Origin of the sequence: Rahnella sp. BIGb0236, from assembly GCF_004364755.1 — a bacterium.
GTDB classification, from domain to species: Bacteria; Pseudomonadota; Gammaproteobacteria; order Enterobacterales; family Enterobacteriaceae; genus Rahnella; species Rahnella victoriana.
In genome coordinates, this window is record NZ_SOAO01000007.1 from 95,824 (window position 1) to 111,664 (window position 15,841).

The 15,841-nt window shown below is 55.6% G+C and carries 12 protein-coding genes; 6 read left to right on the top strand and 6 right to left on the bottom strand.

Annotation, left to right across the window (positions count from 1 at the left end):
- Positions 1-25: 25 nt before the first annotated feature.
- Entirely contained in the window at positions 26-1,864 is a 1,839-nt protein-coding gene (locus tag EDF78_RS15505; protein ID WP_131693351.1) for a DUF2264 domain-containing protein, read from the bottom strand.
- A gap of 263 nt (positions 1,865-2,127) precedes the next feature.
- On the opposite strand from EDF78_RS15505, the gene EDF78_RS15510 reads away from it, so the two are divergent.
- Entirely contained in the window at positions 2,128-2,979 is an 852-nt protein-coding gene (locus tag EDF78_RS15510) for an AraC family transcriptional regulator (RefSeq protein WP_095921747.1), read from the top strand.
- Here EDF78_RS15510 and EDF78_RS15515 read toward each other — a convergent pair.
- Complete coding sequence (locus tag EDF78_RS15515) at positions 2,976-4,355, bottom strand: CoA transferase (RefSeq protein WP_133823422.1); 1,380 nt, start codon at positions 4,353-4,355, stop codon at positions 2,976-2,978. The two genes, EDF78_RS15510 and EDF78_RS15515, sit on opposite strands and share 4 nt — an antisense overlap.
- 417 nt (positions 4,356-4,772) lie before the next feature.
- Here EDF78_RS15515 and EDF78_RS15520 point away from each other — a divergent pair, with 417 nt between their 5' ends.
- Entirely contained in the window at positions 4,773-6,431 is a 1,659-nt protein-coding gene (locus tag EDF78_RS15520; RefSeq protein WP_133823423.1) for a glucan biosynthesis protein, read from the top strand.
- A 283-nt stretch (positions 6,432-6,714) separates the two neighbouring features.
- Here the strand turns inward: EDF78_RS15520 and EDF78_RS15525 are convergent, their stop codons facing one another.
- Positions 6,715-6,897, bottom strand: a complete 183-nt coding sequence (locus EDF78_RS15525) for a hypothetical protein (protein ID WP_095921750.1) — start codon at positions 6,895-6,897, stop codon at positions 6,715-6,717.
- 391 nt (positions 6,898-7,288) lie between these two features.
- On the opposite strand from EDF78_RS15525, the gene EDF78_RS15530 reads away from it, so the two are divergent.
- Complete coding sequence (locus tag EDF78_RS15530) at positions 7,289-8,386, top strand: glycerol dehydrogenase (RefSeq protein ID WP_133823424.1); 1,098 nt, start codon at positions 7,289-7,291, stop codon at positions 8,384-8,386.
- Positions 8,387-8,426: 40 nt separating this feature from the next.
- Here the strand turns inward: EDF78_RS15530 and EDF78_RS15535 are convergent, their stop codons facing one another.
- The 3 genes from EDF78_RS15535 to EDF78_RS15545 all read right to left on the bottom strand — a co-directional run bounded on the left by EDF78_RS15535 (position 8,427) and on the right by EDF78_RS15545 (position 11,632).
- Positions 8,427-9,221: a YaeF family permuted papain-like enzyme gene (locus EDF78_RS15535; protein WP_229920958.1), complete on the bottom strand. Its 795-nt coding sequence runs from the start codon at positions 9,219-9,221 to the stop codon at positions 8,427-8,429.
- Between the two features lie 180 nt (positions 9,222-9,401).
- Positions 9,402-10,688: a DUF445 family protein gene (locus tag EDF78_RS15540; RefSeq protein WP_133823425.1), complete on the bottom strand. Its 1,287-nt coding sequence runs from the start codon at positions 10,686-10,688 to the stop codon at positions 9,402-9,404.
- Complete coding sequence (locus tag EDF78_RS15545; RefSeq protein WP_133823426.1) at positions 10,688-11,632, bottom strand: LysR family transcriptional regulator; 945 nt, start codon at positions 11,630-11,632, stop codon at positions 10,688-10,690. Before EDF78_RS15545 ends, EDF78_RS15540 begins: the two co-directional genes overlap by 1 nt.
- Before the next feature lie 171 nt (positions 11,633-11,803).
- Between EDF78_RS15545 and EDF78_RS15550 the strand changes: the two genes are divergently transcribed.
- From EDF78_RS15550 to EDF78_RS15560, 3 genes are all read left to right on the top strand, one after another.
- Complete coding sequence (locus tag EDF78_RS15550) at positions 11,804-13,192, top strand: MFS transporter (protein ID WP_095921754.1); 1,389 nt, start codon at positions 11,804-11,806, stop codon at positions 13,190-13,192.
- Positions 13,193-13,271: 79 nt separating this feature from the next.
- Positions 13,272-14,933 carry a multidrug ABC transporter permease/ATP-binding protein gene (locus EDF78_RS15555; protein WP_133823427.1) on the top strand — a complete coding sequence of 554 codons (1,662 nt, stop codon included), beginning with the start codon at positions 13,272-13,274 and terminating at the stop codon, positions 14,931-14,933.
- A gap of 24 nt (positions 14,934-14,957) precedes the next feature.
- The gene (locus EDF78_RS15560) at positions 14,958-15,776 is read left to right on the top strand and encodes a hypothetical protein (protein WP_095921756.1); all 819 of its coding nucleotides are present in this window, start codon (positions 14,958-14,960) and stop codon (positions 15,774-15,776) included.
- Positions 15,777-15,841: the final 65 nt, after the last annotated feature.

Here is a 15,841-nt window from a genome sequence, read left to right on the forward strand (position 1 = left end):
TGACTCCTGAAACGGATCCTGAGGATTAACCTAACGTGATGTGCCCGCTGTTACCCTGATATTGCCAGCGCAATTGTTGCCCCTGACGACTGACTTCCGGCACGGCCAGCGCGCGGATATCACGGGTGGCAGACGCACACACGGCGCTTATCAGCCAGTGAGAACCGGCAGGCAGTGACGACTTCAGCAGCGGAATGGATGCGGTTTCAGCAAACATGATGCTGCTGTTTGGCGGCGTGATAACGGTGGCGGCCTCGCGGGGTGAACTGTCATCCAGACTGACAATCCGGCTGATGCCGTTCCGTGCCGTTACCGTCACTGCCCGCTTGTCTGCGGTGTGTTGCGTCCGGGTAGCCGGTTCCTGCATCACCGCAAATCCGCCTTCGGCGGTATCCAGCGGACGCTGATTCTCAATGTGATGAACCCGCAGATGCCAGTCACCGCAGGGGATCAGCCAGGTACGCACGGCAACGTCATGCCACGGCAGCCAGCGGGAACAGATCATCTCGCCGGTGATTCGGGTGTCGGCGCAGTCGCGGCGTCCGCGAAAATAACCGTCGCCTTCAGAGAACATCAGCATCGAATCGCAACCGGCGTGGTTCAGTCCGTAACGTCCGCGATCTAAGGTGAAACCGAACTGACTGGAATAGGCGAATTTGGTGTATTTGGCCTCGGTATTGACGAAGTTATTCAGCTCAAGCTGACCGGAGGTGAGCATCACCACATGCTGGCCTTCGGCATCGCGGGTCAGGATCTGGTTAGCATGAGGAATACAGTGCGCGGCGGGCAGTACCGGAAGCGGCGCTTCTTCGGCCTGCCAGAACGCATCGTCCTGCGGCAGTGCCAGCACCAGAAACAGTTTGCACGCCCAGTAAGGCGAACCGGGCGCGTTGTAATCCTCGGCCATCACCAGATTCGGCGTGTGATAGCCAATGCTCAGCACGCCGTCGCGGTCGAAAATCGGCTCTTTCAGCCAGTGGCGCAGATGGCGCAGGATCAGCCCTTTAATGATGCCCGGCGTGAAGACGTCCAGCTTGCTGTACGCGGCGGCGCTCCAGAAAGCGGCTTCAGCGAAACGGTAGGTCAGGCTGCGGCCGAAAGGCACGGCAGCGCCACCGGTGGAAAACATCGTGATAAAGTCCTGGGCGAAACGCTGCGCCCGCTCACGCAGCATGGCCGCCCGCGGGGCATCGACATCGGCCATATTCTGCGCATACAGCAATCCGTAATAATGGAAGGCCATCGAAATATAGTAATCACGTGGTCTTCCCGGACCGTCGGAATACCAGCCATCGCCCAGATAATAGTCTTCCATCAGCGCAAACCGCGCTTCAACGGCATCTTTGTCCCACGCCAGACCGGCGGTCTTAAAGCCCATCTGCACCATGACCGGGAAGAAATTCCAGTTGTTATTCGGAATGGTGGCGTTACGTCCCTGATCCAGCCAGCGGACGAGATTTTGCTGTTCCTGTTCGCTGAAATGGCTGAGCAGACGGTGATTTAGCAACGTCAGCCCGACGCCAAACGCGGCCATTTCCACACAACGCTGATCGAAATCGCGGATGTTGCCCCAGTACTGCGGATGTTCAGGGTCGGTGCCGTAACGAATGGCATTCAGATAGAAAGGCAAATCCGGGCAGTCACCGCCACCGGCCAGCAGCGGGAAAATCCCCCACAGCATGCGTGACAGTGCTTCCATTTTGGCAATCTCTTTCCCGTAGTGGGTGGTGGAATTGCCGAGATCGATTCCGCTTTTGCCTTCTTCCGTATAAGGCGACACCGCCGCGAGCATGTCATTCAACAGTTGCTGCACATCGTCGCGGGTTCGCAACGGATTATGGGTGTTCACTTTTTTCAGCGTCATAAAAGTTCTCCCGGTGACGTGAGTGGGAACCAGTAAAATAAGGAATGAATAATTTGAAATAGTATTTCAATTCTCTGTGCCGCGAAGGGAATATAGAGAACTGAAAAACGCTGATTGTTATGTGCCTCACAGAATGAGCTGATTTTCAACATTGTGATTATTAAACGGGCGGCAAAACGGCTTAAATTATAAAAAGCAGACCGAAAATTGTGTTTTGTTGTCCTGGCTGTCAGCGGCGTAAAAATGAACGGAGAAAAACAGCAATGCCGGTATCGGATTATCTTGAACGTATTGCCCTTAATGAACGTCAGGTTTCTTTTAACCGGATGAGTCGCGGCAGTGCCAATTATTTTCACTGGCATCAGTGTCTGGAATTACTGTTTGTCAGCCAGGGCTACGGCATTGTGATTGTCGATAACCAGCAATACACGCTGCGGCCGGGAAGGTTATTCGTGTTTCCGCCGTTCAAACTGCATAAAGTGTTTGTTGAGTCCGGCGACAAAAATCTCTACCTGCGCACCACCATTCATCTTGATCACCAGTTGCTCGACGGCTGCCTGCAATCCTTTCCGCAGCGCCGTGCCCGTTTCGCCAGCCTGTGGGATGCCGACCGCGCCGCGCACATTTTCGATCTCAGCGAACAGGCCAGCCACATTGAAGTGATACTCGAACAGTTCAATCAGTTACCCGAACCGCTGGCCGATCAGTGGGAAGAAATCGCCATGCTGATTTTGCAGCTGATGGCGTTTATGCCTGCGGATAATGCGCAGACCAAAACCATCAGCCGCACGACGGCCTCAAAAGTGATGCAGTGGATTGAAGAAAACTACGTGCAGAAATTTTCGCTGGCGGAACTGGCTGCCGCCATCGGCTTATCGGAAAGTTATATTTCGCGGGTATTCGGGCAGGAAACCGGCGGCTCGATCCAGGATTATCTCGCCACCCGACGGGTAAAACGGGCCTGTGAATTACTGCGCTCGACCGACCGGTCAGTGGAGGAGATCGGCCTGCAGTGCGGCTTCGCCGACGCGCCGTATTTCATTACCCGTTTTAAAAAGCTGATCGGTAAAACGCCGCTGCAATATCGCAAGGCGGCGTTTTCGCTGACGGCTTAACGCCAGTTCGCGGGCGCGGAACCGAGCGGTGAGGCGGGGAGATCCCACGCCAGCCGGGAGTTCTCCAGCCAGACCGGCGGCCGTAAGCGCCAGCCGGTTCCCCAGACGGTGTGTTCCGGTTCAGCAGAATAATCGGCCTGTCCGGCGGAACCGATCGGCGGTTCGTTGTCTGCCTGCGGGTTATCTTCCGTCAGCTCGCGGGCCGTGCGCGCCAGCGACAACCGCGTTTCGCTGCCCTGACCGGTTTCCACGCGCTGCGCCAGCCCCTGAAGCACGGCCGCCGCCATCAGATAACCGGTGACGTGATCCAGCGCCTGAACCGGCAACGGGACGGGTTTCTGGCTGCCGGATTTCTGCATCCCGTGTTCCGCAATACCGCAGCTCATCTGCACCAGACTGTCGAAACCGCGCCGCTCGCGCCACGGCCCGCTCCAGCCATACGCATTAAGGCACACATCCACCAGCCCCGGCGCAATCGCCCGGCGTTGTTCGCTGCCATAACCCAGTCTATGCAACGCCCCGGCACGGTAACCGTGGACGATCACATCGGCGTCACGCAGCAGTTCCTCAAAACGGTGGCGGTCCTGCGGATTGTGCAGGTTGAGCCGTGCACAGTGTTTACCCAGGGTGACATCCGCTTCCTGACTGGTTTCATCCCAGCCGAAAGGATCGATGCGCAGCACGTCCGCTCCCAGCCCGGCCAGAAAACGGGTCGCGACCGGCCCGGCGATAATCCGCGTCAGATCGAGGACTTTCACGCCCGCCAGCGGTTGTTCCGGGGATAATTTCCATTGCGGTGCCGCCGCCTCAGGAGACAGCGAGGACTGAAAAAGCGGTTCCGTCAGCAGTGATTTTCCCTGCACATGGTTCTGCCATTCGGCGGCGCTCAGCATCTGCGCCGCGCACCCGCCAGCCTGCACTACGGCCTGTTCCAGCCCGGCCTTCTTCCACATCACCACCCGCAACGCCAGTGCTTCGCGGTTGTCTGCTTTCCCCAGCAGAGTCTCCACCACCTTGCGGTGCGCTGGCGCATTGGTATGCAGACGGATCCAGCCGTCGGAAGTGGCGTAATCGCCAGCCAGACTGTCCCACGCAGGCGGTATTTCCCAGCCGCCGGGACGGATACTGGTTTTACACCACAGCGAGGCCAGACGGCGATCGACCGTAACGGCATCATGCACGCCGCTTTGCAGCGCAACCAGACGCGAAAGCGCCATACCGGCCAGCGCCACCGAGGCCGCAATCAACGGCGTCACCGGATAATACGCGGGCAGGTTGCCGTCGCCGCTGACATGCAGCAGGCAGGGAAGCGAAAGCTTGCCGGTTAACTGCGCGTATAGCTCACGCGCTTTCTCCTGAATCAGTTCATCGGACATGCAGAAACCTCCATGCAGTAAAATAAATAAGCATAAAACAATAAGATTTCAGCATAGCAGGACGGGCACAAAGGCGTGTTAACCCGGCGCAGATGACACGCCAGGTTATGAAGAATAATAACCTGCCGGTAACAGAATGCTCCTAAAGTCCCCGGCCTGTTGCGCCCCAAAACGGGGCAGGAATTGCTGGTAAAATCTTCGTTTCTGAAAACCGCCTCAGCCCCTGTCATACGGGGCATGAGCGCAGTCAGGCTTGCTTACTTTTTCAAGCAAAATATTAGCTGAATGCATTCAATTTCTTGTACTCGGCTTGTGAATTTTACGTTAGCCTTAGGGTCGAAAACTCTGAATACGCGGGGGACGGCGTCACAGCACGATGTCTCCAGATTTTTGCCCAGTACAGGAAACGATTCTGGCATGGAACGAAGAGCATTTATTAAAGCATCAATGGCACTCGCCGCCTGGTGTGGTGTGCCGGCTATGTCCACACTGTTCACCCGTTCCGCTGAGGCGGCAGAGGCGAATGTGGCAGACGGCGGCGAACTGCCATTTGATTTCAACGCGCTGAAAAAGATGGCGAAAGATCTCGCCGACAACCCTTACGGCGGCGCGCCACAACCTTTACCTAAAACGCTGGCTGAACTGACACCGCAGGCTTACAACGCGATTCAGTACGATCACGCACATTCCCTGTGGAATGGCCTGCCGGAACGTCAGCTGGATGTGGAACTGTTCCACGTCGGCATGGGCTTTAAACGCCGTGTGCGCATGTATTCCGTCGATCCGGTGAAACACATGGCGCGCGAAATTCACTTTCGCCCGGAATTGTTTAACTATCACGATGCCGGTGTGGACACCAAACAGCTGGAAGGCTTCTCTAATCTCGGCTTTGCCGGTTTTAAGGTGAACAAAGCGCCTGAACTAACCCGCCGCGATGTGGTTTCCTTCCTCGGTGCCAGCTATTTCCGTGCGGTGGATGACACCTATCAGTATGGTCTGTCAGCCCGTGGCGTGGCGGTGGATACCTTCACCGATCAGCCGGAAGAATTCCCGGATTTCACCGCGTTCTGGTTTGATACGCCAAAACCGGGCGACACCACATTCACGGTTTACGCCCTGCTGGATGGCATGAGCATCACCGGTGCTTATAAATTCGTGATCCACTGCGAGCCGACCCGCGTGGTGATGGAAATCGAAAACCATCTGCATGCCCGTGAAGACATCAAACAGCTGGGCATTTCGCCGATGACCAGTATGTTCAGCTGCGGCACCAGCGAGCGTGGCCGCTGCGACACCATTCACCCGCAAATCCATGACTCAGACCGGCTGGAAATGTGGACCGGAACGGGGGAATGGATCTGCCGTCCGCTGAACAATCCGCAACGTTTACAGTTCAATGCCTTCAGCGATAACAGCCCGAAAGGGTTTGGCCTGTTGCAGCTCGATCACGAGTTCAATAATTATCAGGACGTGATTGGCTGGTACAACAAGCGTCCGAGCCTGTGGGTCGAACCGGTCGGCGACTGGGGGAAGGGCAGCGTTAACCTGATGGAAATCCCGACGACGGGTGAAACGCTGGATAACGTGGTGTGCTTCTGGCAGCCGGAAAAACCGGTGAAATCGGGGGCAGAATTCAGCTTCAGCTACAAACTGTACTGGAGTTCCGAGCCGCCGCACCGCAGCCCGCTGGCTAACGTGCTGGCGACCCGCACCGGCATGGGCGCTTTCCCGGAAGGCTGGGCACCGGGCGAGAATTATCCGCAGGTCTGGGCGCGTCGTTTTGCCATTGATTTTGTCGGCGGCGAGCTGAAAGCCTTTGCCGATAAAGGCATCGAGCCGGTGATCAATGTCTCTCACGGACAAATCAAAAACATCGAAATTCTGTATGTGCAGCCGTTCGACGGGTACCGCATCCTGTTCGACTGGTATCCGGACAGCGATTCTGTCGCGCCGGTTGAGCTGCGGATGTTCCTGCGCTCCGGCCAGACCGCGCTGTCTGAAACCTGGCTGTATCAGTATTTCCCGCCAGCACCGGAAAATCGCAAGTACATTGATGACCGTCAGATGACGAAGTAGTCCCCGTCATCCTTCAAGCCGCAGGTGCGTTGGCTGCATTCGCTCACCCGAATCACTGACTTTAGTCAGCGCATCGGGATTCGTTCGTTTGCCGCCTTCCTACAACGTGAATGCTTTAGCGGAGTTGTCATTAATAAAGACAAAAAGCCCCGAATATTCGGGGCTTTTGCTTTTTTTCTATTTTATTTTTGCAGATGAACCAGACACAGGATCTTGCAAATTGCTTCCATGGGTAAAGCAAGGGTAACGCACGGTACTCAACTGGCTAAGACCAAGATGGCAATCAAAACGCCTTAACCAGCATGCCGTTCTGCGGTTGCTGCTGAGGGCTTCTCAGCGCCGCGTCGAAAGATTTCTCGACCTCTTTCAACTGTTGTAAAAATTCTTGTGGCGAAAAGTCGTGTGGTTTGCTGCTCATATAGGCAAGCGCCAGTTCTTTGGCGTTGTAGCGCTGAAAGTTGTACATGCTGTTCCTTATTAATCTCAGAAATATTAATGGAATGGCTAACAGCGAGCTGGCTAATGACCACTGCTTACGACGTGCTGCCAATGCGATGAATTCTACGGATTTCGCTGATAAGCGGAAGTCGCTTTTATTGATGTATTCAATAGTTAAAAGCTAACAGTCTGGATATTTTCTATCAGGCTGGAATCATGCGGATTTTAATAATCATTAAGGGGTATTAAATCGAACGAAAATATCTGGCCATATTATTTTAACCCTCCGCACTGATTGAAAAAATTCTTTGCGCGTCATGCTGTTAAAGTGAATGAAAGGGGTTGGGCTTCCTGTCGTGCTGCGTTACCCTCGGATGAGTGATTCACTTTCGCATTATCAACGAAAAGAGGCTTTTATCATGAGTAAATTTATCTTCTCTTCGCCAAGGAAATACGTTCAGGGCAGTGGTGTACTGGATGAGTTAGGGGATTATCTGCCTGCGCTGGGCGGAAAATCATTCCTGATTGCTGATGATGTTGTTTGGGGAATTATCGGTGATCGCGTAAAAGCGTCACTGAACAAAGCCGATGTAGAATTCCATTACGAACGCTTTAACGGCGAGGCTTCCGCCAGCGAAATTACTCGTCTGGCAGGTATCGCCCGTCAAGCCGGAACGCAGGTGGTGGTCGGTCTGGGGGGCGGTAAGACGCTCGATACCGTCAAGGCAATTGCCGATGAACTGCAACAGAATGTGGTGATCGTGCCCACCGTCGCGTCCACCGATGCGCCATGCAGCGCACTGTCGGTGATCTACACCGATGAAGGCGTGTTCGAATCCTACCGTTTCTATAACAAAAACCCGGATCTGGTGCTGGTCGATACCCATGTCTGCGCGCAGGCACCGGTACGTCTGTTCGCTTCCGGTATCGCCGACGGTCTGGCGACCTTTGTCGAAGCGCAGGCGGTATTGCGTTCCCATTCGCAATCCATGGTAGGCGGCGCGCCGACCATTGCCGGGATGGCGATTGCCGAAGCCTGCGAGAAGACCTTGCTGACTTACGGCTACAGCGCCTACACCTCGGTTGAGCAGAAACTGGTGACGCCAGCGGTCGAAGCCGTGGTGGAAGCCAACACGCTGCTTTCCGGTCTCGGCTTTGAGAATGCCGGTCTGGCGGGCGCCCATGCGATCCACAACGGTTTCACCGCCATTTCCGGCGATATCCATCACCTGACCCACGGTGAAAAAGTGGCGTACGGCACGCTGACGCAAATGGTGCTGGAACAGCGCCCTGACGAAGAAATCGCGAAATACGTGCGTTTCTACCGCGCCATCAAAATGCCGACCACGCTGAAAGAGATGCATCTGGAAAACGAATCTTTCGCCAACCTGGTGAAAGTCGGTGCGCTGGCAGGCGGTGAGGGCGATACGCTGGGTAACCTGAACCAAAATCTGTCCGCCGAAGACGTGGCGAACGCCATTCTGGCCGTGGATGCGTTCAGTAAAACCGTGAAGTAAGGGTTGTCACGGCTCCCCCTGACAAGGGGAGCCATCATGCTTAACCAAACACCGCGTCGTATAAATTCCACTTTTTAAGATGACCGACATATTGCAGCGGCTGAACCGGAGCGAAAGAAGACACATCGCCTTCGCGCATATGCAACAGGTCGGCCGGTGATATCCACAGGGCATTCGAGGCGGTAATCGGGTTGCCGGCAAAATTGAACGCCTCAATGACAAACTGGGAGCAGAAAAACGTTTCCTGTGGCGCTGGCGTATCACCGATTTGAACGGTCGCCAGCGTATCAAAGCAGGTATTACGTCCTTTGCCGAAAAACAGGGGTAAATCACACACTCTTCGCGTCAATGTATAAGGCGCAATAATCACAATGCCTTTATAATTATATTTCTTACCCTGATTATTCTGAGAGAAAATTCTTAATTTCTCCGCCTGCAAGTCCGTTAATTTCTGATTACGTAAACTCACCATCGAATTACTGTGGGTTAATGCCTCTTCTAAAGAAATAATCTGCACGCCGCTGCCGACGGCCTCAGCAACTTCGCCCTTGCCCAGATAGACCGAGGCATGACTGACGCCGGTCAGGCTGAATAAACGGATACCCAGTGACGTCACGCCGGTCGCGGAGGAAAGCAGGATATCCCCCGGCTGAAGCTGCTCCGCACCGATCGCGATCGCATCCTGCCCCTCCAGCGTGGACAGTCTTTGCATCTGTAATGTCGAGGTGCTGACAGAAGGCTGTAATGCTTTTTGCTGCGATAAATTGGGTTGCGAGCTGCATCCCGATAATATAATCGCGACAAACAGGAAGGCTTTCCTGAATGAATACATCATATTTCCGCATCCTTGCTGATAATAAAAATCTGAATAAAAGTGTTTTGTTATATTTAAGCCGGGTGATTCTATTCTTTTAGAATTCATCGGGCAATCAGGTTATCCGATTAAAAAGTGCGGCTGCTTATTTTGGCTTTCGCTTTTAGCGCCTCCCGCTGTGAAGGGGGAGGCGCTAAAATATTAAATCCGCGCCATTATCCAGGGGAGCGCCACCGGCAGTTGTGAAAGCAGGTACAGCATCAGGCCGATAAAGGCGCCGACCAGTGTGCCGTTGATGCGGATAAACTGTAAATCCTTGCCGATATTCAGCTCGATTTGTCGTGACATATCGCGCGCATCCCAGCCTTTTACCGTGTCGCTGATGTGGCGCGTCAGGAATTCAGCGAACTCCGGGGCGACTCTTTCTGCAATACTTTCCAGCTGCTGATTGAGCGAGATACGCAGCTTTTCATCCTGCGCCAGCGCGTTGCCCAGCCATTGGCCGGATTCGGTGACTTTGGCAAACACCCGCGAATCCTCGCTTTCCAGATCCTCTTTCAGCCAGTTGCGCATGTCGCTCCACAGCTGTAAGACGTAAATATTCAGCTTCTCGTCATCCTTCAGGTACTGCTTGATCTCTTCCGCTTTCTGCGCGGTTGCGGGGTCGTTTTGCAGTTTCCAGATAAAACGCTGAACAGACTGATCGAAGCCTTTGCGGAAAGCGTGGGTTTTGTCGTTGCCCATATCATCCAGCACAGAATTCACCGCATTAGACACCAGATCCGCGCCGTTACGTCCCAGCCAGCCTGTGGGTAACAGTTTGGCGGTGAGCGGATGTTCGCGTTTCATCCAGCCGACGATCTGGGTGGAGATAAACTGCCGCGTGCTGTCTTTCGCCAGCAGGATTTCCAGCTGATCCATCGCCTGATCCAGCAGTTCCTGATGGCGGCCATTTTTGGTCAGGCTTTCCAGCAGGGTCGCAATGGACGCCGACAGATCAATCTTGTCGATCACGCGATACAGCGCACGCCGCATCAGCTGCGCGATGCGCTGATCGTCGGTGACATCCAGAAATCCACGGATCATCTTGACGGCATATTTTGCGAACCGCTGGGCGTTATCCGGTGTGTTCAGCCAGTCGGTCAGCATCCGCGCCGGGTCATGCTGGCGGATAAGGGTGATGAGCGTCGCAGGCGCGAGGAATTTTTCCTGCACAAACACCGCCAGATTGTCGGCAATTTTGTCTTTGTTTTTAGGGATGATCGCCGTGTGCGAGGCAACAAAGGGCACCGGCACGCGGCGGAACAGCGCCACGACGGCAAACCAGTCGGCCATTGCCCCGACCATCGCGGCTTCAGAAATGGCTTTCAGCCCGGACACCCAGAAATTGGGCGGCAGGAAAAGGGTGATGACAAACAGGGCGGCGGCAATCAGCAGCAGCCCCAGCGCGTTACGTTTACTTCGGCGAAGTTCTTGTTCTTTATCCATTACCTCAGTTTAGGAAGCGTGCGGCGGCCTGTCAGCTTTTTTCTTTCTGATGCGCCGGTCGCTGAACAATGTTCCCTGACCATCTCCCGGAAAGCCGCGAGGGCAGGGGTTTCGCCGTCCTGTCGCCAGGCCATGTAGATTTCAGCAAAGGCGTCGGGGTGGCTGAGCGGACGAAATTCAATATCGGGAAAGCCCAGCTGGCGGGCGCTGTCCGGCACAATCGCCAGCCCGACACCGGCACGCACCAGCCCGAGAATGGTGTGAGTCTGGCTGCAATGTTGCACGTAATGCGGCACGACGTTGGCCTGCGCAAACAGTCCGGCGATACAGTCGTAAAAGTATTTCCCCTCGGTGGCGGAATACATGATGAAGGGCTGTCCGGCAAAATCACGCAGACGGAGTCGCGGTCTGGCCGCCAGCGCGGAGGCGGCGGGCAGGGCGACGCACAACGGTTCGCGCAATACCCGATGATAAGCCAGCGGAAATAACGCCACCGGCTGACGCACAAAGCCGATATCCAGCGTGCGCGCCGCCAGTGCCTGCAGCTGCGCCGACGACACCATTTCCTTCATCACCAGAGTGATTTCCGGCAGGGTCTTTGCGGCGAGCGCGATGATCTGCGGAATTTGCCAGTATCCGCTGACGGCCGTAAATCCGAGCATCAGCCGGCCAATTTCCCCTTTCTCCACCCGTTTTACCGTTTCCTGCGCCTGACCGGTGAATTCGAGGATCAGTCTGGCATCGCGCAAAAACGTTTTGCCGGAGGCGGTCAGGCTGACATGGCGGTTGCTTCTTTCGAACAGTCGGGCGCCCAGCGCGTGCTCAAGGAGCTGGATCTGACGGCTCAGCGGCGGCTGCGTCATAAACAATCTTTTGGCCGCCCGGCCAAAATGTAATTCCTCTGCCACCGCCACAAAACAGCGCAACTGGTTTAATTCAATCATTCAATTTTTGACTTGTTCCATTGTCTTTTTAACTTAGACCGTATCGTCAAATGTTTCTACTCTGTTAATTAATTTGGATTTTTTAGATCTCAATGGCGTGGCCGGAACGGTAAAAAGTGTGCATCCGGTCACAAAAAGCAGGGAATGCAATCATAAGTCTGGAGAGAAAACATGACGTCCCCTACAGATGTGTCAGATAACGCGAAACCGCAGTGTCGTGAAACGGCGGCAGAGGCGGCGAAACCGGGTCACTTCCGTTACGTGGTGCTCGGGATGATTTTTGCCATCACGGTGATCAACTACGCCGACCGCGCCACGCTGTCGATCGCCGGTACGGAAGTCTCGCGGGTGCTGAGTCTGGATCCGGTGATGCTGGGCATGGTTTTTTCGGCGTTTGCCTGGGCGTATATGATCGGGCAAATCCCCGGCGGCTGGCTGCTGGATAAATTTGGCGCACGGCGGGTGTACGGGTGCAGTCTGGTGCTGTGGTCGGTGTTCACCATGTTGCAGGGCACCGTGGGCTGGTTTGGTGTCAGCGGGCTGTCGGCGGCCATCATGCTGTTTTTTCTGCGCTTTATGCTCGGTCTGGTGGAGTCTCCGGCGTTTCCGGCCAATGCGCGCATCGTCGCCTGCTGGTTCCCGACCCATGAGCGCGGCACGGCAACCTCGCTGTTTAACTCGGCGCAGTACATGGCGATTGGCGTGTTCACGCCGATCATGGCGTGGCTGACCCACGCGCTCGGCTGGGAGCATGTTTTCCTGTGGATGGGCGGCGTCGGGCTGATCGCCGGGATTTTGTGGTTCGCCTTCTACAAAGAACCGCACAGCAGCCCGCACATCAAACCCGCTGAACTCGAGCACATCCGCGCCAACGGTGCGCTGGTCGATCTGGAGCTGAACCGCCGCGCCTCGCGCCAGAAATTCACCTTCCGTGAAGTGATGCAACTGTTCCAGAGCCGCACGCTGTGGGGCATTTATATCGGGCAATATTGCATCACGTCGATGAGTTACTTCTTCATGACCTGGTTCCCGATTTACCTGATCAAAGGGCGCGGGATGACGGTCATGGAAGCCGGGTGGGTGGTGGCGCTGCCCGCCATCTGCGGTTTTTCCGGCGGTGTGCTCGGCGGCGTGATGTCTGATTACATGATCCGCCGCGGGATCAGCCCGTCGAAAGCGCGTAAAACGCCGTTTGTGCTGGGCATGTTCTTTGCGGCGATGCTGGCGATGGCGAACTTTGTCTCCACCGATGCGGCGGTGATTGCGCTGATGACGCTGGCGTTCTTCGGTAAAGGGCTGTCGGCCATCGGCTGGGCGGTGATGTCGGATACCGCGCCGGAGAAAATGATCGGCCTGAGCGGCGGGGTGTTTAACTGCCTCGGGAATGTCGCCGGGATCATCACGCCAGTGGTGATCGGTTATATCGTGGCGGCCACCGGCTCCTTTAACCTCGCGCTGTGGTTTGTCGGCGCGCACGGCCTGCTGGGCATGTTTGGCTATCTGGTGGTGGCTGGAAAGTTCGAACGCATGGTGATCCGCCCGGATACGCGCCTAAAATGAGAATTGTTCTTGATATGACAATGTGTGTCATTAAACTGCGTGCAGCATCATTTACCTGCATTCAGAACGAGAAAAATTCATGGAGTTGTTACGCGTTGTCTTTAAGCAATATCGCTGGCCGTTTTTAGGGGTTATGGCGCTGAGTCTGCTCAGCGCCGTTCTGGGTATCGGGCTGATCGCGTTTATCAATCTTAAGCTGATTGAAACCACGCAAGGCTCCCTGATGGTTCTGCCGCAATTCCTCGGGCTTCTGCTGTTGCTGATGGCGGTCACGCTGGGTTCGCAACTGGCGCTGACCGTGCTCGGCCACCACTTCATTTACCGCCTGCGCGGCCAGTTCATCAAACGTATTCTCGATACCGACATCGAACGCATCGAGCAAATCGGTAACGCGCAACTGCTCGCCAGCCTCGGCAGCGACATCCGTAACATCACACTGGCGTTTGTTCGCCTGCCGGAGCTGGTGCAGGGGATTATCCTGACCATTGGCTGTGCGGGTTATCTGGCATGGCTGTCACCGGAAATGCTGCTGGTGACGGTTGTCTGGCTGCTGATCACCATATTCGGCGGTTTCAAACTGGTGTCGCATGTTTACCGCCATCTGGCGAAAGTGCGTGATGCGGAAGACAAGCTGCAAACCGATTATCAGAAAGTGATCGAAGGGCGCAAGGAGCTGGCGCTGAACCGCGAACGCGCACGCCATCTGTTTGATGATGTCTACCGCAAAGATGCCGAAGAGTATCGCCATCATATTATCCGCGCCGATACCTTCCATCTGAGCGCCGTGAACTGGTCGAATATCATGATGCTGGGCGCGATTGGTCTGGTGTTCTTTATGGCGAATACGCTCGGCTGGTCGAATACTGACGTCGCCGCGACCTATTCCCTGACGTTGCTGTTCCTGCGCACGCCGATGTTACAGGCGGTAGGGGCGCTGCCGACATTGCTCAGCGCACAGGTAGCGTTTGGCAAACTGAAAGCCCTGAAACTGGCGGAATACCACGAGGCCTTTACGCCTGCGGTTGTCGCTAAAAAATGGCAAACCCTTGAGTTGCGCGACCTGAGCTTCAGTTATGCGGGCAAAGAAGAGGACGCCGGTTTTGGCGTCGGTCCGCTTAACCTGACGATCACCCGTGGCGAACTGGTGTTTCTGATTGGCGGCAACGGCAGCGGCAAATCAACCATGGCGATGCTGCTGACCGGCCTGTATCAGCCGCGCGCCGGGCAAATCCTGCTCGACGGCGTGCCGGTCACCGCTGACACTGCCGAACAATACCGGCAGATGTTCTCGGCGGTGTTCACCGATTTCCATCTGTTCGGCCAGCTGATGGGGCCGCAAGGGCAACAGCCGGATCCGCTGCTGGTGGAAGACTGGCTGCAACGCCTGAAAATGAAAGAAAAACTGACCTTCAGCGGCAACGAAGTGACCAACCTGCAACTGTCCGCCGGGCAGCGTAAGCGCGTGGCGCTGCTGCTGGCTACCGCCGAGGGGCGCGATTTCCTGCTGCTCGACGAATGGGCCGCCGATCAGGATCCGCAATTCCGCCGTACCTTCTACCGCGAACTGTTGCCGCAATTGCGGGATATGGGCAAAACCGTGCTGGCAATCAGCCACGATGATCACTATTTTGAACACGCCGATCGTCTGCTGGAAATGCGACAGGGCAAATTACACGAACTGCACGGGCAGGCGCGCATTGACGCCAGCCGCGATGCGGTCGCACAGATTGGAAGTCACTAAATTGTTTACGGAAGGCATTGGAAAATGAACTGGACTGAAGTGATGGTGTGGGGTGTCATCGGCGTGGTGGCTGGCTCGCTGATCGCGGCGCTGCATAAAAAAGGCAAAATCGGCCGCATCCCGGCGGTGATCTTATTTCTGGTGGTGATCATCGGCGGCAACCTGCTGTGGGGCGGCGTGATCAAGCCGCGTCTGGCAGGCAACAGCGAAGAGCAGAAAATCGATCAGGCGCTGGCGGCGCTGCCGATGTACAACACCATCAAAGCGCAGGAACCGGCGCTGTATGCGCAGATCCGCAGCAACATTCTGAACATGAAGAAAGAGGGTAAATCGCAGCAGGAAGCCATTGATACCGTGAAACCGATGGTGTCGGTGCTGCTTTCGCAGCGCATCACGCACGCGCCGGATGCCAATGTGAACGAGGCAATGCAGGTCAATCTGGAAGAGATGCAAACCTTGCAGGCGCGCAAAGACGGCAGTTGCTTTAAATTTCTCTATCCGCAGGTCAGCGGCGGGGTGAATACCGCAGAAGTGCTGCCGCCACAGCTGTTCCAGAAAGACCTCAGCACCATGAACGATTTGCTGCTGGCGACCGGCAGCAACCAGACCGTTCAGCCCGCGCCGGTCAGCACCGAAAAAGTGGTGCAACTGATGGCCCCGGTGCGTGAGGCGCTGGCCACTATGTACGGCGAGCAGTTGCAGATGTTCAGTGACCTGACCAAACCGGATGTGGATCGCGAGAAAGTGTGCGAAATCTCCATCAGCCTGTACTCCGGCATTCTGGCGCTCCAGCCAGCGGATTCGGCGGCTATACTCAGAATGATGCTTGGTCAGAAGAACTGAATTCGAATCCCTTTTCGGAGTGATAAACGCTATTTTTCCGGCTGAGAAAGCGTATTCTTAGCCGG

Excerpts from the sequence above, each read along its gene's own strand:
- EDF78_RS15505 (WP_131693351.1), bottom strand. The coding sequence starts at position 1,864 with ATGACGCTGAAAAAAGTGAACACCCATAATCCGTTGCGAACCCGCGAC.
- EDF78_RS15510 (WP_095921747.1), top strand. The coding sequence starts at position 2,128 with ATGCCGGTATCGGATTATCTTGAACGTATTGCCCTTAATGAACGTCAG.
- EDF78_RS15515 (WP_133823422.1), bottom strand. The coding sequence starts at position 4,355 with ATGTCCGATGAACTGATTCAGGAGAAAGCGCGTGAGCTATACGCGCAG.
- EDF78_RS15520 (WP_133823423.1), top strand. The coding sequence starts at position 4,773 with ATGGAACGAAGAGCATTTATTAAAGCATCAATGGCACTCGCCGCCTGG.
- EDF78_RS15525 (WP_095921750.1), bottom strand. The coding sequence starts at position 6,897 with ATGTACAACTTTCAGCGCTACAACGCCAAAGAACTGGCGCTTGCCTAT.
- EDF78_RS15530 (WP_133823424.1), top strand. The coding sequence starts at position 7,289 with ATGAGTAAATTTATCTTCTCTTCGCCAAGGAAATACGTTCAGGGCAGT.
- EDF78_RS15535 (WP_229920958.1), bottom strand. The coding sequence starts at position 9,221 with ATGATGTATTCATTCAGGAAAGCCTTCCTGTTTGTCGCGATTATATTA.
- EDF78_RS15540 (WP_133823425.1), bottom strand. The coding sequence starts at position 10,688 with ATGGATAAAGAACAAGAACTTCGCCGAAGTAAACGTAACGCGCTGGGG.
- EDF78_RS15545 (WP_133823426.1), bottom strand. The coding sequence starts at position 11,632 with ATGATTGAATTAAACCAGTTGCGCTGTTTTGTGGCGGTGGCAGAGGAA.
- EDF78_RS15550 (WP_095921754.1), top strand. The coding sequence starts at position 11,804 with ATGACGTCCCCTACAGATGTGTCAGATAACGCGAAACCGCAGTGTCGT.
- EDF78_RS15555 (WP_133823427.1), top strand. The coding sequence starts at position 13,272 with ATGGAGTTGTTACGCGTTGTCTTTAAGCAATATCGCTGGCCGTTTTTA.
- EDF78_RS15560 (WP_095921756.1), top strand. The coding sequence starts at position 14,958 with ATGAACTGGACTGAAGTGATGGTGTGGGGTGTCATCGGCGTGGTGGCT.